This window comes from Streptomyces sp. TRD_SC_5, assembly GCF_056836825.1.
In genome coordinates, this window is sequence record NZ_JBWZZS010000001.1 from 301,061 (window position 1) to 325,446 (window position 24,386).

The following is a 24,386-nucleotide window of genomic DNA, read 5'->3' on the forward strand; positions in this document are numbered from 1 at the left end:
ACCATGAGCGCACCCACCATGCGGGCCGTGAGCCAGGACCAGTTCGGTGGCCCCGAGGTACTGCACCCCGTCACACTGCCCCGCCCCGAGCCGCTCCCGACCGAGGTGCTGGTGCGGGTCGTCTCGGCCGGGGTCAACCCGGTCGACTGCAAGACCCGGGCCGGCGCCGGAATGGCCGCGGTCCTGGGCGAGCCGCCCTTCGTCGTCGGGTGGGACGTGTCCGGTGTGGTGGAGGCAACCGGCTTTGGCGTGCATACGCTGAGCGCCGGCGACGAGGTGTTCGGCATGCCGTGGTTCCCCCGCCAGGCCGGTGCGTACGCCGAGTACGTGACGGCGCCCGCCCGGCAGTTCGCCCGCAAGCCGGCCCGGCTCAGCCACGACGAGGCCGCAGCTGTTCCGCTGGCGGCGCTCACCGCCTGGCAGACGCTGGTGGACGCGGCCCGCCTCCAGGCCGGGCAGCGCGTGCTCGTCCATGCCGCGGCCGGCGGGGTCGGCCACTTCGCCGTCCAGATCGCCCACCATCTGGGCGCGCACGTCATCGGCACCGCGCGCGCCGCCAAGCACGACTGGCTGCGCGAGCTCGGAGCCGACGAGGTCGTCGACTACACAGAGGTCCGCTTCGAGGACGTGGTCGGCGATGTGGACGTCGTCATCGACCTGGTCGGCGACGCCCACGACAGCAACAGCACCCGTTCGCTGGACACCCTGCGCCCCGGCGGTCTGCTCGTCGCCGTCCCCTCCGGCGCCTCGCCCGAGCTCATGGAGAAGGCCGGGGCGCGTGGCCGCCGCGCCACCGGGTACCTCGTGGAGCCGGACGGGCACGCGCTGGGCGAGGTCGCCCGGCTGATCGACGCGGGCGTTCTGTCCGTGGAGGTCGAGGAGGTGTTCCCGCTGGAGAAGGCCGCCGACGCGCACCGCCGCGTCGAGTCGGGCCGTACCCGGGGCAAGCTCGTGCTGCGCGTCGCGCCCTGGTGAAAAAAGGCCCACAACAAAAAAGACCCACAGCCTCAAACCGGCAGAAACAGGGAATCAACCAAGGAGCACGTCCGAACGGCGGGCCGCCGGCCGTCCCCTGCTTTGTGCCCGGGGCGGCCGGCAGACTGGTCAAAAGGAGCCGGAGTCATGACGACGAACGACAACCGCACGATCACCGCGGACAGCGAGGCTCCCGTGCACCGGGAACACGACGACCAGTCCTGGCAGGCATCGGACGCGGCGCAGTACCAGGCCGCTCAGGCCGCTCTGGAAGCCGTCCGGGCCCCGGTGCCGGTGCCGGTGGAGAAGGCTCTCAAGAAGGAACTCAACCAGCTCTGGCACACCCTCGAAACCCGCCCGGTGATCGGCCTGGCCCGCAGCATCGTCATGACGCTGGGAGGCTGCAGCCACGAAGAGGCGTTCCAGGTCCTGGTCGACGTCTCCCGGTACACCAACATCGAGCTCCGCGAGATCGCCCAGCGCCTGGTCGACAGCGTCGACGGACCGCCCCCCAGCGGACCATTGCGTACGGCCCTGCACAACGCCTTCGAACGGCTCAACACCACCGCCGTCCGGCCCGACGCCGCGGTGTGAGCGGGCGCCCGCCTCCGTCCGCTCCGGATGCGAATGCTGGATGCGGATGCGGATGCCAGGCGGGCTGCCCCCTTCCCGTACACGAAACCCTTCAAGAACCGCTGGATTACGGAGCCGACGATGCCACGGACACCCCCTCTGCTGGGCCGTACGGCGGTGGTCACCGGCGCCGCTCGCGGCCTCGGAGAAGGCGTGGCGCGCGCTCTCGTGCGGCGCGGAGCCAACGTGGCCCTGCTCGGCCACGAGGAGTCCGAACTCGCCCGGGTCGCGGCCGCGCTCCCGGGAAGGGCCGCCCACTGGCCGGTCGACGTGACCGACGAGGCCGCGATGGCGCGTACCGCCTCCCAGGTGGAGCAGCGCTTCGGGCCGCCTTCCGTGCTGGTGGCCAATGCCGGTGTGGCCGCGGGCGGCCTGTTCCTCGACGACGACCCGGCGACCTGGCGACGGGTCGTGGAGGTCAACCTGATCGGCAGCGCGGTCACCGCCCGGGCCTTCCTGCCCGCGCTTCTCCTCACGCGCGGCTACTACCTCCAGGTCGCTTCGCTCGCGGCGATCGCCCCCGCTCCGCTCATGTCGGCGTACTGCGCCTCCAAGTCGGGCGTGGAGGCCTTCGCCCACGCTGTACGCGCGGAGGTGGCGCACCGGGGTGTGGCCGTGGGCGTCGCGTACCTCAGCTGGACCGATACGGACATGATCCGGGGCGCCCAGCACCACGATTCCCTGCGCGCGCTGCGCGCCCGCATGCCGTGGCCCGCCGACCGGATCTACCCGGCGCAGCCCGTCGTCGACCGCCTCGTCCACGGCATCGAGCGACGTTCTCCCGCCGTGTACGCCCAGCCGTGGCTGCGCGCCGCGCAGGCGGCCCGCGTGTGCCTGCCGGCAGTCGTCGCCCGCCGGGCCCGGCGCGAGTTCGGCCGGCTCGAGGGCCGCGCCGACCTCTCGGCGACCGGACTGCTCGGAGCGGGCGGAGAGGCCGACACCGACGTACCGGGGCCGGGTCCGGGTCCCGGGTGAAGGATGCTCACGCCGAGGCGGGGTCCACGTGTTCGCCGCTCCTGTCGCGCCGGCTGAGAGCGCGCTGGGTACGGCTGAGTACGCCGCCGAGAGAGCGGCTGCGCAGCGCCGCCCGGGCCGCGTTCGCCCCCGGAGCACCGTGGACGCCGCCGCCGGGATGTGCGGCGGCGGAGGCGAGGTAGAGCCCCCGGACGGGCGTTTCGGGGCGTCCCGTGCCGGGGACCGGGCGGAAGACGAGCTGCTGGTGGATGGCCGTGGTGCCGCCGTTGATCGCGCCCCCGTGGAGGTTGGCGTTCATCGACTCCAGCGTCGGAGGGGCGAGGATGCGGCGGGCCCTGATCCGCGACCGGAAGCCTGGCGCGTACCGCTCCACCTGAGCCTCCACCCGGTCCGCCATCGCTTCCTGCTCGCCCGTGTCCCAGGCGCCCGTCAGGCCGTCGTCGCCCGCGTCGCCCTTGATCCGGTGAGGGACATGGGTGTACGCCCAGGCCGACTCGGTGCCCGCCGGTGAACGGGAGGCGTCGGCCGTGGTCATCTGGCCGAACAGCGCGAAGGGCCGGTCGGGCACCTGGCCCATCGCGATCTGCGCGGCGAACCGGGTGAGGCCGTCGACTCCGTCGGCCACGTGCACCGTGCCCGCGGTCGACGCCTGCGCGGCCGTCCACGGCACGAGGCCGTCGAGAGCCCAGTCGACCTTGAACGTGGCGAAGTCCCACTGGAAGCCACGCAGGTCCCGTACGAACCGGCCGGGCAGGTGCCGTACGTCGACCAGCCCGCCGTAGAGGTCCGGCACGGCGACGTCCGCCAGGACGGCCCGCCCCGCCGGAACCGTCTCGCCGCCCGCCGTGCGCACGGCCACGGCGCGGCCCGCCCGCACGACGATCTCGACGACGCGTTCGCCGCACCGCACAGTGCCGCCGCGCGCTTGCAGCCGTCGTACGAGCGCCGCTGTGAGTTCGCCCGCGCCGCCGGTCGGCACGGGAAACCCGTAACTCTGACCGAGCATGGACATGAGCCACCCGAAGCCGCCGCTGCCCGCCGCTTCCGGGGCGAGGTCCGCGTGCAGGGCGTTGCCCGCGAGCAGCAGCCTGCCCGCCTCGCCGCGGAACTCCTCCTCGCCCAGACGGCGTACCGGCAGCAGCAGCGTCCTGGCGAGACGCAGTCCGCCCGCGCCGCGCAGCCGGGCCGCGAGCCGGGCGCCGGAACGTACGGGCGGGAAGGGGGTGAAGAGGGAACCGAGGATGTCGGGGCCGAGGCGGTCCCACACGTCGCACAGTCCCTGCCAGGCCGGGCCGTCGCCGGCGGCGAAGCCGTCAAGGCCCGCGACGGTGTCCGCGGCCCGGCGTTCCAGTACCGCGCACCGGCCGTCGGACAGCGGATGCGCCAGCACGCTGGGGGCGTGGCTCCAGCGCAGCCCGTGTTCGTGGAGGCGCAGGCGCGCCAGGACGGGCGATGCGGCGGCCAGTGGGTAGAAGGCGCTGAAGAGGTCGCTGACGTAGTCGGGGTGGACCCCGCGGTCACTGCGGACCGCGCCCCCGGGCTCCGCCTGCGCTTCGAGAACTTCGACGCTCCAGCCGGCGTCGGCCAGCACGTTCGCGGCGACGAGCCCGTTGGGCCCCGCGCCGATCACTACGGCGTCCGGCATCGCTGCCTCCTGCTCGCCCTGCTCACGCGGGTCAGGACGGCGTGCTCGTGCGCCGTGCGGTGTCCTCGACGACCTTGGCCAGTCTGCCCAGCATGCTGCGGTGGCGCAGTTGGAGTACGGCGTCGAGTGCCACGTTGTGCAGGGCCCCGCCCACTCCGCGCAGGGGATGTTCGTCAAAGATGACCAGCGCGTCGTCCCCCCAGGGGCGGACTTCGATGGCGATCCTGGCCGTGCCGAGGGGGCCGCTGTCCACCTCGAGTTCGAGCTCGTGGGGCGGCGCGCTCCGGCGGACGATCGTTTCGCCCTTCAGCGTCCGCGGCCCGATGCGCACCGTGTACTCGATCGTCGCTCCGACCTCCGGCCAGTGGCCCTTGGCGGGCCGTGAGTCCGAGGTGCCGACGACCCAGTCGCTGTACCGCGACCCGTCCGCCAGGACCTTCCACACCTCCTGGGGTGCGGTGCGGATCAGCTGATGACGTACGGCCATGGGTCCTCCAACGCCTCGAGACAAACGATCACCGGTCCCCGAGTGCCCAGCCTAGGACGCGCCACTCTCTTCGACCTCTCGGAGACAGCGGACGGGCCCGGGCGTCACCGGGTGACGACGTGCCGTTCGTTGGGAACGCAGTGCGTCATGGTCAGCCCGGTCACGTCGCGCGGCGGGTTGTCCCCCAGGTTGGCGAGCCGCTTGCGGTCCTCGTCGGTGAGGTCCTGGCTCGCCAGCGGCTCCAGCCCGGCGACGTCCTGCGGGCTGATCCCGAGGCCGTCGCCGACCCGCAGGCCGAGCTCGTTCTCGACCATCAGGAAGTGCCAGACCATCCGCTCCTGCACGGGACGGTCGCAGTCCGAGAGCAGGGTGACGAAGTTGTGCACCAGGTCGTCCCGCTCCCAGTCCTCCATGAGCCGGAAGCGCTGGCCGGCCTGGAGGTAGTCGTTGGTGCGCGGGATGCGCTTGCGGGTGAGCCTGCCGTGGATCTCCGGGCCCTGCTCGTCGTGCGTCGGGTACTGACCCTCGCGCAGGCCGCCGGTGATCGACGGTTCGTAGTTGACGCTGGGGTTCTCCCCGGCGTGGTCCACGTTGTACGTCATCATGCCGTCGCGCTGGTTGGTGCGTACGTCGGCGTTCTTGGCCTGGTTGACGGGCAGCTGGAGGTAGTTCGGTCCCACGCGGTGCCGCTGGGTGTCGCTGTAGGAGAACGTCCTGCCCACCAGCATCTTGTCGTCGGAGAAGTCCAGGCCGTCGACCAGCACACCGGTGCCGAAGGAGATCTGCTCGTTCTCGGCGAAGAAGTTGTCCGGCATCCGGTTGAGGACCATCTTGCCGACCGGCTTCGGCGGGAAGTCCTGCTCGGGCCACGTCTTCGTGTCGTCCAGCGGGTCGAAGTCCAGCTCGGGGTGGTCGTGGTCCTCCATCATCTGGACGACGAGTTCCCACTCCGGGCAGTCGCCCCGGCCCACCGCCTCGTAGAGATCCTTCGTGGCGTGTCCGAGCCCCTCGGCCTGTACGTTGGCCGCGTCCTCCTCGGTCATGCTCCGTACGCCCAGCTTCGGCAGCCAGTGGTACTTGACCAGGACGGCGTCGCCCGCGGCGTTGACCCACTTGTACGTGTTGACGCCGAACCCCTGCATGTGGCGGTAGTCGGCCGGGATCCCACGAGGGCTGAACAGGTTGATGAGCATGTGCATGCTCTCGGGGGTCTGCGACATGAAGTCGAAGATCCGGCGCGGCTGTTGCTCGAAGCTGATCGGGTTCGGCTTGAGCGCGTGGATGACGTCCGGGAACTTGATGGCGTCACGGATGAAGAAGACGCCGAGGTTGTTGCCGACGAGGTCCCAGTTGCCGTCCTCGGTGTAGAACTTCACCGCGAAGCCGCGCGGGTCGCGGGCCGCCTCGGAGGAGTCACGGCCCCCGATCACGGTGGAGAAGCGTACGGCCAGGTCCGTGCGCTTGCCGCGCTCCTGGAAGATCTTGGCCCGGGTGAACTTGCTGATCGGCTCGTCGCCCCAGGCTCCGTACGCCTCGAAGTAACCGAACGCGGTGACGCCCCGGGCATGGACGACGCGCTCGGGGATGCGTTCGCGGTCGAAGTGGCTGATCTTCTCCAGGAACTGGTAGTTCTCCAGGGTGGCCGGGCCCCTGGCTCCCACTGTGCGCTGGTTCTGGTTGTCGTAGACCGGGTGGCCCTGCCGGTTGGTCAGTACCTTCCGGTCATCCTCTGGGGACGGGCCCTTGCCGGATACATCCGTCACGATCTTCAACCCCTTCTGTGCCTATTTTGCCGGATATTCCACACTATTCCCTTTCAGGTGGAAGCCCGGCGCGCCCGATGGGGTTGGTTGCGAAGGTGCGTCGCCACCCTTCGCCCGGCCCCGGGGAGGCGGGCTCCGCTGCCTGACCGAGATCACCGAGGTCGAGGGCCGTCCGGCGCGGCCCTCGGGCACGGCTTCAGCGCGTCGCTGCCCCGCCAGTACCCACGGGAAAAGAAGTCATACGCCCCCGAGCGGCCGAAGCCGCCATGCCCCCGTCACGGTTCCGGATGCGGTCAGGCGGCGTCGGCGCCACGCCCGCGGGGGCGGGTGCCGGTGGCCCGGGAACCGACCCGCGGCTCGTCGGAGTCGAGCACGTCCTCACCGTAGAGGGCCTGCAGCCAGTTGGTCTGGTAGATCGTGTCGAGGTAGCGCTCCCCGAGGTCCGCGGCGATGGCCACCGTGGTGAGGTCACGGGTGTCGTGCTGGTCGAGCCACCTCATCGCGCCGCTGACCACCGTTCCGGTGGAGCCGCCGAACAGGAATCCGCGTCTGGCCAGCCGACGGCAGGCACGGATGGTGTTCGCCTCTTCCACGTGGATGACCTCGTCCACGCAGGACTCGTCGAGCAGCGGTGGACGCATGCTCATGCCCAGTCCGGGGATCATCCGGCGGCCGGGAGGACCGCCGAAGGACACCGAGCCGACGCTGTCGATCGCGACGATCCGCACCGGACGGTGCCACTCCTGGAAGTAGCGCGCGCAGCCCATCAGGGTGCCCGTGGTGCCGGCCCCGACGAACACCACGTCCACACGGGGGAAGTCGCGAGCGATCTCCGGCGCCGTCCTGCGGTAGTGCGCCTTCCAGTTGCTCGGATTGGTGTACTGGCTGAGCCACACGTACCGGTCGTCGGAGCCGCACAGCGCGCGGACGTAGTCCAGCCGCGCTCCGAGGAAGCCTCCCTGGGCGTTCTGGGCGGCGATGACGTGCACCTGGCTGCCCAACGCCTCCATCATCAGCCTGGTCGCCAGGTTGCAGCGGGAGTCCGTCACGCACAGGAACCGGTAGCCCTTGCTCGCGGCGATCACGCTCAGTGCCACGCCCAGATTCCCGGAGGAGGATTCGACGATGACCGACTCGGGCGTCAGGACGCCGTCCCGCTCGGCGGTCTCGACCATTTCGATCGCGGTCTTCAGCTTGATCGAGCCGGCGAAGTTGAAGCCCTCGCACTTCAGGAAGAGCGAGTGCCCGAAGATCGGCCGGAGGTCGACGTAGAGACCCTCTTCGTTGAAGGCGTGAGGAACGGATATCACTGGCACGATGGCCTCCTCATCTGCGGCGGAGCGCTCTCGGACATCTGTTGGTGGCGCTCCTCGCGGGGTGCGGGAGCTGGCGGAAGAGGCGTCCGGCTGCTCATCCGTAACGCCGCAGTTCGTGGAAGAAGTCGTCGACGACGTGCAGCCCTCCGGAGCGGGCCACCTCGTCGTAGACGTACTTGCCCACCGCCAGGTCGAGAACCCCGAGGCCGAAGGGCGAGAACACGACCGGCCGGTCCCTGGCGACCGTCACCCGTCCGGCCATCACGTCGTCCAGCGTGCCGTGCAGGAAGTCCCGGTTGCCCGTGAGCTGCTCGGCCAGGTGGGGCGAGGTGTTGGCCTTGAGACAGTGCTCGACGTCGTCGACGATGTTGTACGAGGCGAGGATGATCTCCGGCGCCAGGTCTCGCAGGGACACGTGCAGCACCAACGGGTTGTGCTCGAACCACGACAGGTCGCTGACGTGCGGCTGCGCGGCGACGGTGGCGAAGACCACCAGGTCGCTGTAGCGGATCAGCTCTTCTGCGCTCTCGTGCACGCTGATCCGCGCGGTGGTCTGCGACTGCTCCAGGTAGCAGCGGAGCCCGGCCGCACTGTCGGCGGACACGTCGTGCACGCCGACCTCGTCGAACGACCAGCCGGTGGCTGCCAGGAAGTCGTAGATGTAACGGGCGATCAGGCCCGCCCCGACGAACCCGACACGCGTCGGACGCGGTCGGCCACCGCTGAGCCACTGGGCCGCCAGGGCCGCCGAGGAGGCGGTTCTGGTGGCACTGATGATGGAGCCTTCCATACAGGCGAACGGGTAACCGGTGGCATGGTCGTTGAGGATCAGCGCCGCCGAGGCCCGCGGGATGCCGGCCGTCACGTTCTCCGGGAAGCTGGAGATCCATTTCAGGCCGTCCACCCGCATCGGCCCCCCGATCGAGGCGGGCAGCGCGATGATCCGGGAGGACGGGCGGTCGGGGAACCGCAGAAAGTAGGACGGCGGGTTCACGCAGTCACCGGCGCTGTGCAGCCGGTACGTGGCTTCCACCAGCTCGACGATCTGCTTCTCGCGCCCCTGCAGCACGCCCTCGACCTGGGCGCCGGAGACGACGGCGAACGTCGGTACGCCGACCGGCTCGCGCAGGGTGAATTCCATCGCGGGGGAACGCCTGGTGGTCATCGTGTGGTCACCTCCACGGTCGGCGAGCAGTCGGCCAGGCGCAACGGGTCGGCCATCCCGACGAGCACCTCGCGGGGACCCTCGTAGGGCTCTCTGCTGTGTGCGGTGCGTACGTTGTCGACGATCATCAGGTCGCCGGCCTGCCACGGCTCGCGTGCGGTCTTCTCCTCGTAGATCTTGTTGAGCAGTTGTACGACGTCTTCGCCGATGGGATCGCCGCCGCCGAACCGGGTGTTGAACGGCAGACCGTCGGCGCCGTAGACGTCCACGAGGTACTCGCGCACCTCGGGGGCCATCGTCCACTCGTTGAGGAACGCGATCTGGTTGAACCAGCAGCGTGCGCCGGTGACCGGGTGACGCACGACAGCGCTACGACGCTGCCTGGTGTGCAGGGCCCCGTCCGGCTGCCAGGCGAACTCGATCGCGTTGTCGCGGCAGTAGCTCTCGACGGCGCCGCGGTCCTCCGTGCCGAACGCCTCGGCGACGGACGCCCCGATCTCGTCGTTGTAGCTGCGGGTGAGCAGCCAGCCCTCCCGCTCGAACCGCTCGGTCAGCTCGGCGGGCAGCGCCTCCAGCACGGCCGACGAGTCGGCCACAGCGGTCGCCCCGCCCTCGGTGGGTGCGCCGAGGCACGCGAAGAGCATCAGGCCGGGGAACTCGAGGGCGTAACTCAGCTCGTGGTGCATGCACATCGGCTGGTTCGGCGGCCACTGGGCCGAGGAGTACACGCCGGGCGCATAGGCCCGGCGGGGCGCGAAGGCCTCCTTCTCCGGCATCAGGGCCTTGGCCAGCTGCCGGAAGAGGGTGCCGGTCCCGTCCGCGTCGCGCAGCCCGAGGCCGCGTACCAGGACCGCACCGTGCTCGGCGACGAGGGCGTGCAGAGCGTCGCGGTGCTCGGCCGCCCAGCGGCCGGGGTCGCCGGGCGGAGCGCCGCCGCTGGTCCCGGCTCGCAGCACGGGGGGTTTGCCGGATCGCAGTTCGAGGTCGAGCGGTGACGCCGGGGATGAGATCGGCATCTCGTTCTCCTTTCGACTCACGTCGGTTACGTCGGTCACGTCCGTCACGTCGGTCACGTCGGGGAAGCCGGCCATTCGGCCGCGCGCAGCACCGCCTTCGCCGCTTCCGCCGGGCAGGTGCGCGGGAAGTGGTGACCGCCGTCGGCGAGCTCGTGCAGGTCGACGTGGTCGGCCAGCAACTGCCAGTCGCGGTGCCGCTCACGGAACCCGGCGGTGATCGGGTCGTCGGCGGCCACGACCACCGTGACCGGTGCGGACAGCTTCACCGCCCGCGGGTTGTCCAGGGCGTCCGCGAAATAGCGGTGGGCGGACACCGCGTCGTGCCGGTAGGCGGCGGCGACGTGCTCGGCCTGCCCGGCCTCGAGTCCACCGAGCCCGGGGTAGCCGCTGTCCGCGCGCAGTTCGGCGGCGATCCGGTCGTCGCTCCGCCCGGTCAGCTCGGTAACGGCCGCGCGCCGGGCGGCGGCGTCACCGAGCAACTGCGCCGCGACGAACACCCGATGGATGCCGACCCCGCTCTCCTCGAGCCTCCTCGCCGTCTCCATGGCGGGCGCGGCACCCGAGGAGTGGCCCCACAGCAGGATCCCGGTCAGGCCGAGGCGGGTGATCTCTGCGCTGACCTCCTCCACCAGTTGCGCCGTCGACGCGAAGGGGCCGCCCTCGGCGGTCACGTCGTGGCCCGGCGGCTCGACGGCGTACACCGCCGGTCCGGTGCCCTGCAGGGCCCTGGCCATCGGCTCGAAGTTCACGGCGCTGCCGCCGGCGTGGGGGAAGCAGACGAGGGCGCCGGTCCGGGCGCCGTCCGGTTCCGTCAGGGGCTGCAGCAGCCCGGAGGCCCGCTCGGATCCGCCGTCGAGCAGCCGGGCCAGGTCGGCGAGGACCGGGTGGCGTGCGACGTCCTTGAGAGACACCGCGCGGTCCAGGGCGACCGCCAGCTTCACCGCCGACAACGAGGTGCCGCCCCGGTCGAAGAAGTGGTCCAGCCGTCCGATCCGGTGCTTCGGGATGCCGAGCACCTGCGCCCAGGCGGCCGCCAGTCGCTGTTCGGCCGGCGTCATCGGCTCGGCCTGCGTCTTCGGTGCGCCGCGCTGCCCCGGGGCCGCTTCGAGTTCGCCGGCCAGCGCTGTCAGCGTCTTGCGGTCGGTCTTGCCGTTGGCGGTCACCGGCAGACTGTCCCGCCAGTGGACGGCCGACGGGACCATGTACGCGGGCAGCGACTCGCCCAGCCGGTCCAGCAGTACGCCGGTATCGAGCGGCCGCGGGCCGGTGCAGAAGGCCACCAGGTGCGTGCCTCGGCCGGGCCGCTCGGTGACGACCACCGCACCGTCACGGACACCGGGCACCCGCAGCAGCGTGTTCTCGATCTCGCCGATCTCGATCCGGAAGCCACGGATCTTGACCTGGCTGTCCCGGCGGCCGAGGAAGTCCAGCTTGCCGCCGGGCAGCAGGCGGCCATAGTCGCCGCCCCGGTAGAGGCGCCGGCCGGCGTCGTACGGATCGGTCATGAAGGCCTGCCGGGTGCGCTCCGGGTCGTTGACGTACCCACGGCCGACGCAGACGCCGGAGAAGACGAGCGCGCCGGGCGCCCCGAGCGGCACCGGTGACAGGTGCTCGTCGACGACGTACACACGCACGTTGTTGACGCACCGGCCGAGCGGCACCCGCTCCGTGTCCGGCACCCGGTCCATGACCTCGTGGTTGGTGTCGTCCGAGGTCTCGGTCAGCCCATAGGCGTTGACCAGCCGGATCCCCGGCGCGGCCGCGAACCAGCGCTGCGCGAGCTCCTTCTTCAGCGCCTCACCGGTGGCCGACACGTACCGCAGGTCCGGCAGCTCGCGGGGGCGCTGCTCCAGGCAGGACAGTACGACGTCGAGGTAGGACGGTACGACCTGAAGGACCGTGACCCGGCCGTCGACGATCCTGTCCATGAACCGCTGGACGTCCAGGATCACTTCCTGCTCGACCAGCAGGGTCCGTCCTCCCACCACAAGCGCGGAGAGAAGCTGCCACAGCGATATGTCGAAGCACTGGGGTGCGGTCTGGGCGACCACCTGCCCCTCGCCGATCTCCAGGTCGTCGATCTTGGCGTACAGGTGGTTGAGCATGCCCGCGTGTTCGCACATCGCACCCTTGGGCTCGCCGGTGGAGCCGGAGGTGAAGTAGATGTACGCCGGCTGGTCCGGTGCCACCCGGACGCCGAGGTCGGTGCCCGCATGGTCCTCTGCGTATGCCTCGTCGACGTGAAGCTTCCCTACCTCGGGCGACGAGCCGGGGGGCGCTGAGCCGAGGGCCTGGTCGAGCGTGGCGGTGCTGCCGCGTTCGGTCAGCACGAGCCCGCACCCGGCGCGGGACAACGTGGCCGCGATGCGCTCGGCCGGGAAGTGCGGCTCGATGGGCAGGTACACCCCGCCGGCCTTGAAGACGGCGAGGACGGCGGCCATCCAGTCCAGGTTGCGTTCGGTCACCACGGCGACGACACCTTCGCGCCGCAACCCTCGGGCCAGCAGGGCCCGTCCGAGCCGGTTGGCCCGTTCGTTGAGCTCCCGGTACGTCCACTGCCTGTCGCCGTGCACGGCTGCGACGGCCTCGGGGCGGGCCCGTACCCGCTCCTCGAACAGTTCGTGGACCCTGCGCTCCGGCAGGTCCCGGTGCGGTCCGGCCAGCCCTTCGATCTGGAACCGGAGCTCCTCGGCGGAGAGCAGGCTCTGCCGCCGGTGCCCAGCGTCCGGATCGGCGGCCATCAGTGCGAGCGCGGTGAGGTGGTAGCCGGCGATCCTGCCGGCGGCGTCCGCGTCCAGCGCGTCGCTGCGGTACCGCAACCGCAGCGAGAGATTCCCGCCGTCTCGCGACGCCCCCAGTCCCATGACGACGTGCTTGGGGAGGTCGCCGTCGCCGTCGGCCGGGTCGAACATCGCCTCGGCCGACGGTCCGGCCAGGCCCAGCTCGTGTCTCAACTCGTCGACCGGGAAGTCCTTGTGCGCCAGCAGTTCCGACTCGGCCCGGCCGGTTCGTACCAGCAGTTCCCGCCACGAGTCCGGTGCGGTCGTCAGCCGGCAGGGCAGCGGCGGGCCGCCGCCGGCGGCGAGGTAGCCCGTGCTGACCTCGGGGTCACCGGACAGCGCCGCGAGCACCTTGGTGTGCGCGGCGAGCACCACCGAGGCCAACGGGATCGCCAGGTCCTCGGCGAGCCGGTGCAGCGCTGCCACGACGTCGTCCGGGACGGTCGCCTCGTGCGTGGCGATCCCCGGCACCGGCTCCGGCGCCCAACGCGGGAGCGCGGTGGATCCACCTGCGGTGAGCACACCGCTCCAGTACTTCCGGCCGGCCTCGGTCCGCATGCCCGTTCTCCCTCCGCTCACCGTCGCCCCGTCGCGGGACCCTGGTGGCCGTTGCGCGACTCCACAGCGGGATTTCCGCCCCACTGAGCGTGCTGCGGCACGTCCTCGCCCTTCATCAGGAAGGAGTCGGCGGTGAGCACCGCGCCGTCGCCCATCGTCACGCCGTAGTGGACGAGGGCCCCGACACCGACGGTGCAACCTGCGCCGATCGCGCTGTGGTCGGACTTGAAGGTGCCGTCTTCCTGCGAGTGGCACTGGATTTTGCTTCCGGCGTTGAGCGTGCAGTCGCTTCCGATGGTGGTGAGCGTCCGCTCGCTCACATAACATCCGTCGTCGAAGACCCTGTTGCCGATCCGTACTCCGAGCGACCGCCAGACCACGTTCTTGAAAGGAGTGCCGTTGAAGATGTTCAGGTAGTGGTCGGGCACCTTCCACAGGCGTTCGTGCCACCAGAAGTAGGGGTCGTATATCGAGCACAACCGGGGCTTCAACGGGCGGAATCTGGTGAAGGCGCGCTCCAGCAGGATGAAATAGGCCGCGGTGGAAAGGAGGCCGAGGACCAGCGAGACGGCTATCGCCAGCTGTCCGAGTACGCCGTGCAGGTCGACCGCGGCGAGGCCGATCACCGTGAGGAAGAAGAAATGAAGCCACCGTACGAAAAGGCAGCAGCCCATGGTGCGGAGGTTGTAGCGGTTCTTCGCGGCGAGGTTTTCGCGCAGGTTTTCTCCGGTCCGCAGATGGTCGAACCGGGAATCGCGTTCCACCGACCGGGGAATCTCGAAGCACGGGGATCCGAGCAGTCCGACGCCTTCCCGTACATCGCCGTCGAGAGGGACCATCACCTTCGTCCCCAGAAGGCAGTTGTCGCCGGTCCTGGCGCCCGAGGGATAGGCGATGTGGTTTCCCAGGAAGTTGTGCGGCCCGATCGACGTCCGGGACACCCGGAATGACGTGCTGGAAAATTCCGCGTTCATGACCGACAGCCCGTCGGCGACCATCGTCCCGCTGCCCACAGAGGTCAGGTACGGGGTCTCGTGCTGCACTTCCGAGCCGAAGTTCGACCCGGTCTGCTCCACTCGCGACAGGTCGTATCCGAGGCCTCGCAGATAGTCGACGACGTATGAGCTGTCACCGAAGAGCCAGAGGAAGAACCTCACGTTCGTCAGACGCGTGATCGCCCTGTGCACCGAGTAGTGGAGGCCGTAAAGCGGATATACCCTGTCGGGCTTCATCATCCGGTGCAGCAGCCGGGGAACGGTGAGCAGCGCGGCGAGGCCGACGACGACCAGGCCGGAGAACAGGACGAGGGAGACGAGCAGCGCGTCGAGGTAGAGCTCCGGCGACGTGAAGCCCACGGTGCCGGGGGCGAGCGCGTCGCCCAGCGCCGGGACCTGCGTCAGCAGCATGTACGTGCCCCCCACCGTCAGGGGCACGTACAGCAGGAAGAGCTGGAGCACGGTGACCAGGCCGTACCAGGCACGGCGCCGCGTGCCGCAGGGCGCTGGCGCGACCCGCATGTAGTCGACTTCGGAGCGCTGGGCGGGCGACCCGTGCCAGCGCTCGCCGTCCGGGACCCGCTGGCCGCCGTACAGCGCCGACGTATGGCCCAGTTGCGCGCCGTCACCCATCGCCGTGTCGATGTCGAGGACGGTCTTCTCGCCGACGAACACGCCCCGGCCCAGGGTGACCGGGCCGGTCTCGATACGTCCGGCGTGCGCCCGGTAGCACAGGAAGTACGAGTCCTTGCGGATCACCGTATCGGCGCCGATCCTGAGCAGGTCGGTGCAGACCGGAACGGTGCGGGAGAGGATCGTGACGTGCGTCCCTATCCGGGCGCCGAGCGCCCGCAGGTACAGCACGTACAGGGGATTGCCGACGAACAGGACCATCGGGTTGGCGTGGAGCAGGACCTTGACGGTCCAAAAGCGCAGGTACGTCAGACCCCAGACCGGGAATTCACGGGCCTTCCACCGGCCGACCAGAATCCATTTGGCGACGACCGGGAAGGCGCACAGGCCCACGAAGCCGGCACCGCCGAAGACAAGCGAACGCAGGTAGATCTCGGCCGGCCCCCGGCCGTCGGAGACCCATGCGTACCCCCGCGCGGTGACGATTCCCGCCAGGAACGAATAGCCGAGGAACAGCAGCAACTGGCCCGTTCCGCACAGGACATACCGCAGCGTGCCGACCGGCTCCACCGCCTGGGTTCGCACCGGGATCGACGGCTCCGAAGCGGCCGGGGCGGATTCCTCGAGTGCCACCGCGAGACTTCGGATCGTCGGATTCCGGTAAATGTCCTTCATCGAGACAGAAGGAAGGTCCGCGCGCTTCCTGATCCTCGCGCAGAAATGAGCCATGACGAGGGAATTCGCACCCAGGTCGTCGAAGAAGTGACTGTCGACCGAGACCCGTTCGACGCACACGACGTCGGCCAGCACTTCGGCAAAGTCCTTCTCGGTGTCGGTCACCGGGCTTACGCATCCGCGCCCGGCGAATGCGGATTCTTCCGGCGCGGACGGCAGAACCTCGACAAATTCTTCTTCCATGCGGACCCCTGAAGAGAATTCCTCCGGTCGCAAATCATCATCTCCCAGTCTCCGTCGTCCACCGCCGGGATGCCACTCGAACCCGGCTGGCCCGTAAAACGCGTTTGACCACGGAGAGTTGACGAATGGTCAGGGAGGAGTTACGCCGTCATGGGCCGGTCCGCCGGGGAGATCGGGGCCGGGAGCGCCGTGGAACCGGTCAGGTAGCGGTCGGTGGCCGCCGCAGCGGCCCGTCCCTCCGCGATGGCCCACACCACCAGCGACTGGCCCCGTCCCGCGTCACCCGCGATGAACACGCCCTCCGCGTCGGTGCGCCGCCCGGCCCGTGTCCACTGCTGCGCCGGCTCGGCGGCGAAGGCGGTGTCCCGGGCGAAGTTTCCCCGGTCGTCCAGCGTGAGCCCGAGCTGCTCCATCAGGCCGCTGTCCCGCTCGGGGCCACAGAAGCCCAGGGCCAGCAGCACCAGCTCGGCCGGGATCGTCCGCTCGGTGCCCGGCAGCGGCCTCCTGGACGCCGGCTCCACCTCCGTCAGGTGTACGGCGCGCACGTGGCCCGCCGGTTCCCCCGCGAAGCGGAAGGTGGCGCTGGAGAAGACCCTCGGATCCGCGCCGTGGCGCTCCCGGGCCTCGTGGTGGGCGTGGGAGATCCGGTAGACCTTCGGGTACACGGGCCACGGCTCGGTCGCGTGCCGGGCGTCGCCCGGCACGGGGTTGATGTCCAGCTGCGTCACGGAGGCCGCGCCCTGGCGCAGCGCGGTGCCCAGGCAGTCCGATCCGGTGTCCCCGCCGCCGACGATGACCACGTGCTTGCCCTCGGCGGTGAGGGGCGGCGAGGCTCCGTCGCTCTCCCTGGTCCGGTTGGACAGGCACAGGTAGTCCATCGCTTGATGGATGCCGCGCAGTTCCCGGCCGGAAACAGGCAGTTCCCGCCGCTCGGTGGCGCCGACGGCGACGATCACCGCGTCGTGGCGCCTCCGCAGCTCGGTGGCATCCAGATCGCCACCGACCCGCACTTCGGTGCGAAATCTCGTACCCTCGGCCCGCATCTGCTCGATACGGCGGTCCAGGTGCCGCTTCTCCATCTTGAACTCGGGAATGCCGTAGCGCAGCAGCCCGCCGATGCGTTCGGCGCGCTCGTACACGGCGACGGTGTGGCCGGCCCGGGTGAGTTGCTGCGCCGCCGCCAGTCCGGCCGGTCCCGACCCGATGACGGCGACGGTCTTCCCGCTCAGCCGCTGCGGCGGCTGTGGTGGCGCGTACCCCCGCTCCCAGGCGCGGTCCGCGATGGCTTGTTCGACGTTCTTGATCGTGACCGGCTCGGCGTTGACGGCCAGTACACAAGCGTCTTCGCACGGTGCCGGGCACAGCCGCCCGGTGAACTCGGGGAAGTTGTTGGTCGCGTGCAGCCGCTCGGCCGCGGCGCGCCAGTCGCCGTGCGCCGCGTACGCGTTCCACTCCGGGATGAGATTCCCCAGCGGGCAGCCGCTGTGGCAGAACGGTATGCCGCAGTCCATACAGCGCCGCGCCTGCTCGGACACGAGAGGAAGCAGCGGCTGTCCTGCGTGGACCTCGTTCCAGTCGCTCAGCCGTTCCTCGACGGGGCGTGCCCCGCTGGACCTACGGGGAATTCTGAGGAAGCCGTAGGGATCTGTCATGTGCGCCGCCTCCAGACCGGGGCCGCGGTGCATTACGACACTCTCGCCACCTTACGCCCGCTTTATTGCCTTTTCCGTCGAATAGCGACTATGCAAGAAAAGGGCCATAATGCGGCTTTATGCTCCGGCGCGTTGCATGCAGGGCGCACGGCCCACGCTCGCTCCTCAGCCGGCCAGGTAGTGGAAGCCCGGCCTCGGATGCATCAGGAAGTCGTGGTGCGAGATGTTCCACGCATACGCGCCGGCCAGCGAGAAGGCCACCCGGTCGCCTGCCCGCAGCCCTGTCGCCGGGACCCGCCGGGCCAGGACGTCCTTCGGAGTGCACAGCTGGCCGGCGAGGGTGACCAGGTCCTGCCCGGCCTCCGAGCGCGGCCAGGGGTGGGGCCAGTCGGCCACGGGCAGTACGGAACACGGCTGGTCGTGGCCCTTGGTCGCCGGGGTACGCAGGTGGTGCGTACCGCCGCGGACGACCGCGAAGTCCTCGCCCCTGCTGTGCTTCACATCGAGCACCTCGGTGGCGTACCAGCCGCAGTAGGCGGTGAGCGCGCGTCCCGGTTCGACACGGAGGGTCACGTCCGGATGCGCGTCGGCGAGTTCGCCGAGTCCCTTGCCGTACGCCGCCCAGTCGAACCGGCTCTCCGGCTCGGCGTAGTCCACCGTCATGCCGCCGCCGACATTGACCTCGGACAGCGAAAACCCGTGCCGGTCCGCCAGGCCCACCGCCCAGCCCACGACGGACTCGGCGACCGCCAGCTGCTCCTGCGCCTCCAGGCCGCTGGCGAGGTGGGCGTGGACGCCGGCCAGCTCCAGCCGCGGATACGTGCCGTCGGTGAGCAGCCGTACGGCTTCGTCGGCCTCCGCCGGGTCCAGGCCGAACGGCGTCGGGCGGCCGCCCATCGCCAGCGCACTGTTCTCCAGCGAACCGTCCGGCAGCGGCAGGTTGAAGCGCAGCAGCACAGCCGGCCGCGCGTCCGGGGCCGTGCGCGCGGTCAGTGCGGCCAGCATGCGCAGCTCGTAGGCACTCTCCACATGGAAGCGTCGTACGCCCAGCTCCAGCGCGGCCGTGAGCTCCGCAGGTGTCTTGCCGGGCCCGCCGAAAGCCAGCGGTTGTCCGGGAACGGCCCGGTGGACGTGGGCGAGTTCGCCTCCGGACGAGACTTCGTAACCGTCCACGTACGGCGCGAGCGCGGCCAGGATCTGCGGCTCCGGGTTGGCCTTGGCCGCGTAGTACATCTCGACACGTCCGGGCAGGGCGGCCCGTACCGCCTCGGCGTGCTCGCGCAGCGCCGACAAGTCGTAGATGTAGGCCGGAAGTCCGGCGGAGGGAAGGGAGAGGATGCGGTCGCGCACGGCGGGGGTGGGGTCGGTCATCGGGCGCTCCAGGGGGTGTCGGTGCCGGTCGCCCCGGACAGGACGTCCTCGGCGAGCGGTGAGGGGAGCCGCACGTAGCCGGCCTCCCGGTCGGCCCTGCGCTCCCAGCGGGTGAGGAGGTTGGCCTTGGCGGGCAGCGGGACGCCTGCGAGCAGGGCGGCGAGCCGGGGCGGGCAGCCGAGGCGGTCCGCGTAGTTCCGGAGCGTGGCGCGGACCTTGGCCCACAGGGCGGGCTCGGTGTCCGGGTACAGGTCGGCCAGGGCGGCGAGCATCTCGGCGACGTGGTTGACCAGCAGACAGTAGACCACCCGGTCCCAGCCGCGCTCGGCGTCGTACGTCATGGGACCGGCAACCTCGGCCGGGAGCGCGGCGAGGGCGTCCGCGTGGTGCTCGGGGAGGAGTTTCGTGCCCTCCAGGTCGCGCAGGAGCACCTGGGCGGGCATGCCGTCGTCGTCGACGCAGACGACGACGTTCTGGAGGTGCGGTTCCAGAACCAGGCCGTGGTCGAAGTAGGCGGCGAGGACGGGCGGCAGGAGGAGTTCGAGGTACGCCTCCCACCAGTCGAGCGCGGCCTCGGGACCCGCCCCGTCGACGAGGTGGGAGATGTGGCCTGGCCCCGTCGGGTACTCGTCGGCGACGGCCGCGGCGAGCAGCGCCGTGGTGCCGGGCAGCCGGCGCCGGGACAGGCCCTCGCGGACGATCACGCCGAAGCCTTCGAGCAGGGCGAGATCCGGTACGCCGTCGGGGCCGGGGAGTGCGAGGCTGCGGTAGGCGGGCTCGCGGAGCACGGCGGCGCCGGGGAACCGGACGGCGAGGTCGGCCAGGGCCGGGCGCAGGAGGCGGGTCAGGGCGACGGCCCCGGCCAGCTCGTAACTGGCGTTCTTGCGGACGCAGTTGGTGATGCGGATGTTGAGGCTGAACTTCAGGAAGGTCTCGCCGTCGTACAGCGTGCGCACGGACGCGGTGGCGGCGAACGGGGTGGGCCCCTCCCCCAGGTCGATGACGTCGCCGCGTGCCACCGCCTCGCGGAGCGTGGGGTGCTCGCGCAGCAGCTCGTACTGCCAGGGATGGGCCGGCAGCAGCCGGTAGCCGGCGGGGACACCCGGGACGGCGCCGTCGTGCAGCCGGTCGAGCGGGTCGGCCGCGCCCGGCTCGGCACTCTCCTCGACGATCACCTCCTCACGTACGGCGAGATGGCGCAGCGGGAAGGACGCCGCTGCCTCGGGGGCGTACGACGACCAGGTGCCCGGGGCGCCGGAGCGGGCCTTCGGGGTCGGGTGGAAGCGGTGACCGAGGACGAGCGACTGCTCGGACGCGAGGTACGAGAGGTGGCGGTCGGCGCCCGCCGGACGTGGCCCGGCCGCGAGCGCGGCGCGGACGCCCCGGTGGCTGGAGGTGATCTGCTCCAGGAACTCCTCGTTGCGTACGCCCGTACGGAGCGAGAGTTCGGCGTGCGCGTAGTCGGCGAACCGGCGCCAGCCGACCTCGGCCCACACGCCACCGTCCCGCTGTTCGGTCACCGGTCCGGTGAAGCGGTGCGCGCCGAGCAGCGAGGTGCGGCGCAGCGCGACCCGAAGGAGTACGCCGCACCGAGGCAGACGCAGCAGCAGCCGGCCGTCGGCGACGGCGGTCTGGTGCTCGGGTCCCGAGACCTCGCGCAGCAGGCAGTTCAGGAGGGTGTGGGCCACTGCCTCGTCGGCGGTGGGCAGACCACTGGGGGCGGACGCGTGCCGGGGGGCGGCGCCGGTCGGCAGTGTCATCAACGGCTCCTGCGGGAACGTAACGAACGGCGGGTCGGAGCGCGGAGGGCGGCCAGGAGGGCCGCGGTAACGGCGGCGACGGCCCCGGCCTTGGAGAAGAACTCCAGCGCCCCGGACATCCTGCCGGGCGCCCGGCCGTTGGCGCATTCGGCGGTCGGCAGCGAAAGGCGGACTCCGGACAGGGCGGGGCGCAGGCCCCGAGCGGCGGAGGACGCCAAAAAGTAGCAGCCCGCGACGGTGTGCACCTCGCGGCGGCCGGGAACGGTACCGGCGGGCGCGGGGGTCCCGGCGACTGCGGGCGTCCCGGTGACTGCGGCGGCGGTACGGCGGGTGGTGGTCGGTGTCGGCGCTCTCATCGTGCGTCCCCCGCCCGCATAAGGTAGTTGGGGCCGTCGGTGTAGTGCTTGTTGATGTCGGCGGCGCCCGAGCGTTCCTTGCTGAGCAGGGTGCCCGCCGTGACCATCGCCTTGACCGGGAGGCTCGGCGCGTCCAGTACGTGTGCGCGCAGCACCGCGCCGGGCTCGCCGGCCCCGGTACCGAGGCGTTCCACGGCCTCGGCGAGCCGCTCGCGCACGAGCCCCAGCAGCGTGTCGAGGGGCGCTCGGCCGTGCCGGGCGAGCCCGAAGGCGTACGCACCCGCGCACAGGTGGACCGTGATGGTGGTGAACAGGTCGGTGAGCTGCCGGTCGTCGTCCGTGAAGATCCGCCGGTCGGCGAAGTCGGACGGCGCGGGGGCATCGGCTCCGAGAGTTTCGCGCAGCCGGGCGGTGTGGACGCGCGGCCCGTCGTTGTCCTTCAGCAGGAGCCGCAGCCGGGTCGACGTACCCGCGCCGGATTCCAGCACCAGGGAGATGTTCTGCTGGTGGGATTCCAGTGCGATGCCGTACCCGAAGAGCGTGGTCTGCCAGTCGAAGAGAAGGGTGAGGCAGGCGTCGAGCAGCGCGACGGGGTCACCGCCGTAGAACCGGTCGGCGAGATGGTCGATCACGAGCCTGCCGTCGGGTGCTTCGCTCAGCAGCGCGGCCATGGGGACGACGGCCGACGCGTCGAGGCCTGCCGGGTAGCGGCGGCAGAGTACGGCGAGGAGCTCATGACCGGCGTGGGCGTACGTCGTCTCGTCCGCGAGCAGGACCGAGCCCCCGAACCGCGCCTCGCGGGCGATCACACACTCCAGGAGCCGCTGCCCCGCCGCACCGTCGACGAGGGTGCCGGGCTTGATGGTGCGGCGGTTGCGCAGCCCGAGGGACGCGGTGGCCAGGGGCACCTTGATGTGGAGTGCGGAGTCCGCCGCGAGTGCGACCGTACGCATCGACAAGGTCGGTACGGCTTCCAGGTACGGGCGGTCCGCCAAGGCCGTACGGTCCGTGAGCCCGCTCTCGCGCAGGGCTTCGCGCAGCGGCGCGCCGGCCGACAGTGGGTGGACCGGGAGCGCGAGATGACTGCGGTCGAGCTCGGGAAGGCCCAGGACCGCGGGGCTGGGCCAGCAGCCGGGCAGCGACGTGGTACCGCCCGGCAGGGTGACCGCGTCCCGGGGCACGGCGATCCAGTGCAGCGCGAAGCGGGGGTGGAACTCGGGTGCGTACGCCCGCAGTTGGTTTCGGCCGAGGCCGGACCGGCCGCGTGCGGTCGGGTAGACGGGGTGGTCGAGGCGGGCGGCGAGGGTGTCGTGGGCGAGGCCGTCGGCCAGGCCGGTCCAGTCGGCGGGTGTGGCGCCGTACCGGCCGGTGAGGGCCTCAGTGACGTCTTCACGCGTCTCGGCGTGCAGACGGATGGTGCCGAGGGTCTGCCGGCACTCTTCGGCGAAGGCGTCGAAACCGCCCCGGTCGGCGGGGTCGGCGAGGGCGCGCAGCGCCGCGACGACCTCGTCGGTGGTGGTCAGTTCGGCGCCGTCGCGCTCCCGGCGCAGCAGCGGCAGCCTGGCGGCGTCCGCGCACTGGAAGCCGTCGGCGGTGACCGGGAGCAGCAGCGCGTCACGGTCGTCCCCGCCACCGGCCGCCAGCCGCAGCCAGCGGCCGTCCGGCAGGTGTACAGGGGTGCTGCGCGTCCGCAGGCCGACGACGTCTTCGCGCAGCAGTGCGCCGAGGACCCGCAGCAGGAGTCCGGCGGCGTCGGCGTCCGGCCCAGTGGCGGTCACGGTGTGAACTCCCAGCGCTGTTCGGCGAGGAAGCCGGACACGGCCCGGTCGACGGCCTCCTGATCGTTCCCGGTGGCCCGGAGTACGCCGATGTAGTCCCGGTTGGTGTGGTGCAGCTCGTGCCGCTCCCCGACCTCGCGCAGCGGCCGGTAGGCCAGCCGTACGCCGTCCACCGTCAGGTCGGCGGCCGCCGGGGCGGCGGTGAGCGTCCCCGCCCTCTGCGCACACGGGTAGTCGACGCGGGCCCATCCGTCGGAGCGCGCCCCGAGATCGCCGGGAAGGGGCTCGCCCAGGTGCGTACGCAGGATGTGCTCGAACAGCGGGATGCCGAGCAGCTCCCGCAGCAACAGGTCGCACTGGTCGCCGATCACCCGGTAGTTCACCTCGATGATCCGCGCCCGGCCCTCGTGCACCACGAACTCGGTGTGGCAGGCACCGAATCCGACGCCGAGCGCGTCGAGCTGGGTGAGCACCTGGGCGACGACGGGTTCGGGGTGCGCGGGGACGTACGTCAGACGCGTCTCGATGAAGTACGGCGGCGGGGAGAGCCTTGTGTGGAAGCCGCCCAGCACATGACGCAGCCGGCCGTCGCCGAGGGTCTCCAGCGTGTACAGCTCCCCCGGGAGGTACTCCTCGACGACCAGGGCCGCGCCCGGCCGCCGCGCCTGGATCTCCTTGCAAAGCAGTACCAGTTCGTCGTCCGTACCGGCCAGCACGACGTCCTCGCTGGCGACACCTTCCCGCGGTTTGACCACACAGGGGTACGGAACGGGGTGCACCGGCAGCTCCGCGGGGTCCTGCCCGGGCGCGAGTTCGGTCGACCACACCGCGTCGGCGCCGACGGCTGCGAGGTGCCTGCGCATCTCGGCCTTGTCCTTGGCGCGCAGAGTGGCCCGCCAGTCCTTGGCCGGGAGGCCGAAGTAGGCGGCGGCCAGGGCCGCCTGGGTCTGGAGATGGTCGCTGTTGGTGAAGACCGCGTCTGCCCGGTGGTGCGTGGCGATCCGGGTGATGACGGCGCGGTGGTCGCGTACGTCGCACCTCAGGACCTCGATGTCCGGAGCGAGGCGCCGGTGGGGCTCGGGCCGGTCGGTCAGCAGGGTGATGTCGATGCCGAGCCGACGGGCCGCGGGGAGGAAGCCCTCGGAGACGGAATCGGTCGGGTTGAGGGCAAGCAGGTACATCCGCACGGACGGGAGCCCCTTCCGGGCCGGGGGTGGGGGGAAACGATGGCGCCGGGCCGGAGCGGACCGGCTCGCGGCCCGCCCCGGCAGGGGCTACTTCTTGGGGAGTTCCACACCTGCGGCCTTGGCCACGTCGGCGAGCATGTGCTCAGGGGCCCGGACACCGATGCCGGACGTCCAGGGCTCGGTGGTGCCCCTGGCGTGCTCGACGGGGCGCGGGAAGCCTGCGTCGGCTTCGGCGCCCGCCTTCCGGGGCTTGCCCTCTGGGAGGGGAGGAGCACCCGCGAGGGCACCTGGCTGGATCTTGGACACGAGGCGACAGGTTAGGTTAGGTGCACCTAAGTTTGTCAACTTCCGCGCGCCTCCTGAGACGCGAGGCATCTCCTGATCACAACGGCGCCCACATGGGACTAAGGTGAGCCTCACCTT

18 protein-coding genes are annotated in these 24,386 nt (G+C 71.0%); 3 read left to right on the top strand and 15 right to left on the bottom strand.

What is annotated here, in order from left to right; genetic code table 11:
• The first annotated feature begins 3 nt into the window (after positions 1-3).
• The 3 genes from AC1P0E_RS01485 to AC1P0E_RS01495 all read left to right on the top strand — a co-directional run bounded on the left by AC1P0E_RS01485 (position 4) and on the right by AC1P0E_RS01495 (position 2,583).
• Positions 4-975 (top strand): NADP-dependent oxidoreductase, encoded by a 972-nt coding sequence (locus AC1P0E_RS01485; protein WP_482740313.1) that lies wholly within the window; start codon positions 4-6, stop codon positions 973-975.
• Positions 976-1,122: 147 nt separating this feature from the next.
• The gene (locus tag AC1P0E_RS01490; RefSeq protein WP_482740314.1) at positions 1,123-1,569 is read left to right on the top strand and encodes an ANTAR domain-containing protein; all 447 of its coding nucleotides are present in this window, start codon (positions 1,123-1,125) and stop codon (positions 1,567-1,569) included.
• Between the two features lie 120 nt (positions 1,570-1,689).
• Complete coding sequence (locus AC1P0E_RS01495; protein ID WP_482740315.1) at positions 1,690-2,583, top strand: SDR family oxidoreductase; 894 nt, start codon at positions 1,690-1,692, stop codon at positions 2,581-2,583.
• Positions 2,584-2,590: 7 nt separating this feature from the next.
• Here AC1P0E_RS01495 and AC1P0E_RS01500 read toward each other — a convergent pair whose 3' ends face one another.
• From AC1P0E_RS01500 to AC1P0E_RS01570, 15 genes are all read right to left on the bottom strand, one after another.
• Positions 2,591-4,228 (bottom strand): phytoene desaturase family protein, encoded by a 1,638-nt coding sequence (locus AC1P0E_RS01500; protein ID WP_482740316.1) that lies wholly within the window; start codon positions 4,226-4,228, stop codon positions 2,591-2,593.
• Between the two features lie 31 nt (positions 4,229-4,259).
• On the bottom strand, positions 4,260-4,715 hold the full coding sequence (locus AC1P0E_RS01505; RefSeq protein ID WP_482740317.1) for an SRPBCC family protein: 456 nt from the start codon (positions 4,713-4,715) through the stop codon (positions 4,260-4,262).
• Positions 4,716-4,819: 104 nt separating this feature from the next.
• On the bottom strand, positions 4,820-6,478 hold the full coding sequence (locus tag AC1P0E_RS01510; protein ID WP_482740318.1) for a catalase: 1,659 nt from the start codon (positions 6,476-6,478) through the stop codon (positions 4,820-4,822).
• Between the two features lie 293 nt (positions 6,479-6,771).
• On the bottom strand, positions 6,772-7,794 hold the full coding sequence (sbnA, locus tag AC1P0E_RS01515; RefSeq protein ID WP_482740319.1) for a 2,3-diaminopropionate biosynthesis protein SbnA: 1,023 nt from the start codon (positions 7,792-7,794) through the stop codon (positions 6,772-6,774).
• A 94-nt stretch (positions 7,795-7,888) separates the two neighbouring features.
• Positions 7,889-8,959 (bottom strand): 2,3-diaminopropionate biosynthesis protein SbnB, encoded by a 1,071-nt coding sequence (gene sbnB, locus AC1P0E_RS01520; protein ID WP_482740320.1) that lies wholly within the window; start codon positions 8,957-8,959, stop codon positions 7,889-7,891.
• Positions 8,956-9,975: a TauD/TfdA family dioxygenase gene (locus AC1P0E_RS01525; protein WP_482740321.1), complete on the bottom strand. Its 1,020-nt coding sequence runs from the start codon at positions 9,973-9,975 to the stop codon at positions 8,956-8,958. The genes sbnB and AC1P0E_RS01525 overlap by 4 nt, the downstream gene beginning before the upstream one ends.
• 53 nt (positions 9,976-10,028) lie before the next feature.
• Positions 10,029-13,313, bottom strand: coding sequence for a non-ribosomal peptide synthetase (locus tag AC1P0E_RS01530; protein ID WP_482740322.1), 3,285 nt, complete (start codon positions 13,311-13,313; stop codon positions 10,029-10,031).
• 17 nt (positions 13,314-13,330) lie between these two features.
• Positions 13,331-15,859 (bottom strand): Pls/PosA family non-ribosomal peptide synthetase, encoded by a 2,529-nt coding sequence (locus tag AC1P0E_RS01535; protein WP_482740323.1) that lies wholly within the window; start codon positions 15,857-15,859, stop codon positions 13,331-13,333.
• A gap of 140 nt (positions 15,860-15,999) precedes the next feature.
• Positions 16,000-17,511, bottom strand: a complete 1,512-nt coding sequence (locus AC1P0E_RS01540) for a glutamate synthase subunit beta (RefSeq protein ID WP_482740324.1) — start codon at positions 17,509-17,511, stop codon at positions 16,000-16,002.
• 165 nt (positions 17,512-17,676) lie between these two features.
• Entirely contained in the window at positions 17,677-18,882 is a 1,206-nt protein-coding gene (locus tag AC1P0E_RS01545) for a type III PLP-dependent enzyme (protein WP_482740325.1), read from the bottom strand.
• The gene (locus AC1P0E_RS01550; protein WP_482740326.1) at positions 18,879-20,642 is read right to left on the bottom strand and encodes an IucA/IucC family protein; all 1,764 of its coding nucleotides are present in this window, start codon (positions 20,640-20,642) and stop codon (positions 18,879-18,881) included. The genes AC1P0E_RS01545 and AC1P0E_RS01550 overlap by 4 nt, the downstream gene beginning before the upstream one ends.
• A complete protein-coding gene (locus AC1P0E_RS01555) occupies positions 20,642-20,998 on the bottom strand; it encodes a hypothetical protein (protein ID WP_482740327.1) in 357 nt (118 codons plus the stop codon). The genes AC1P0E_RS01550 and AC1P0E_RS01555 overlap by 1 nt, the downstream gene beginning before the upstream one ends.
• Positions 20,995-22,776, bottom strand: coding sequence for an IucA/IucC family protein (locus tag AC1P0E_RS01560; protein WP_482740328.1), 1,782 nt, complete (start codon positions 22,774-22,776; stop codon positions 20,995-20,997). Before AC1P0E_RS01560 ends, AC1P0E_RS01555 begins: the two co-directional genes overlap by 4 nt.
• On the bottom strand, positions 22,773-23,963 hold the full coding sequence (locus AC1P0E_RS01565) for an ATP-grasp domain-containing protein (protein WP_482740329.1): 1,191 nt from the start codon (positions 23,961-23,963) through the stop codon (positions 22,773-22,775). The genes AC1P0E_RS01560 and AC1P0E_RS01565 overlap by 4 nt, the downstream gene beginning before the upstream one ends.
• Positions 23,964-24,050: 87 nt before the next feature.
• Positions 24,051-24,269: a hypothetical protein gene (locus tag AC1P0E_RS01570; RefSeq protein ID WP_482740330.1), complete on the bottom strand. Its 219-nt coding sequence runs from the start codon at positions 24,267-24,269 to the stop codon at positions 24,051-24,053.
• Positions 24,270-24,386 lie beyond the last annotated feature (117 nt).

Coding starts and splice junctions, on each gene's coding strand:
- AC1P0E_RS01495 (WP_482740315.1), top strand. CDS start 1,690: ATGCCACGGACACCCCCTCTGCTGGGCCGTACGGCGGTGGTCACCGGC.
- AC1P0E_RS01500 (WP_482740316.1), bottom strand. CDS start 4,228: ATGCCGGACGCCGTAGTGATCGGCGCGGGGCCCAACGGGCTCGTCGCC.
- AC1P0E_RS01540 (WP_482740324.1), bottom strand. CDS start 17,511: ATGACAGATCCCTACGGCTTCCTCAGAATTCCCCGTAGGTCCAGCGGG.
- AC1P0E_RS01535 (WP_482740323.1), bottom strand. CDS start 15,859: ATGGAAGAAGAATTTGTCGAGGTTCTGCCGTCCGCGCCGGAAGAATCC.
- AC1P0E_RS01555 (WP_482740327.1), bottom strand. CDS start 20,998: ATGAGAGCGCCGACACCGACCACCACCCGCCGTACCGCCGCCGCAGTC.
- AC1P0E_RS01525 (WP_482740321.1), bottom strand. CDS start 9,975: ATGCCGATCTCATCCCCGGCGTCACCGCTCGACCTCGAACTGCGATCC.
- AC1P0E_RS01550 (WP_482740326.1), bottom strand. CDS start 20,642: ATGACACTGCCGACCGGCGCCGCCCCCCGGCACGCGTCCGCCCCCAGT.
- AC1P0E_RS01545 (WP_482740325.1), bottom strand. CDS start 18,882: ATGACCGACCCCACCCCCGCCGTGCGCGACCGCATCCTCTCCCTTCCC.
- AC1P0E_RS01485 (WP_482740313.1), top strand. CDS start 4: ATGAGCGCACCCACCATGCGGGCCGTGAGCCAGGACCAGTTCGGTGGC.
- sbnB (WP_482740320.1), bottom strand. CDS start 8,959: ATGACCACCAGGCGTTCCCCCGCGATGGAATTCACCCTGCGCGAGCCG.
- AC1P0E_RS01490 (WP_482740314.1), top strand. CDS start 1,123: ATGACGACGAACGACAACCGCACGATCACCGCGGACAGCGAGGCTCCC.
- AC1P0E_RS01530 (WP_482740322.1), bottom strand. CDS start 13,313: ATGCGGACCGAGGCCGGCCGGAAGTACTGGAGCGGTGTGCTCACCGCA.
- AC1P0E_RS01505 (WP_482740317.1), bottom strand. CDS start 4,715: ATGGCCGTACGTCATCAGCTGATCCGCACCGCACCCCAGGAGGTGTGG.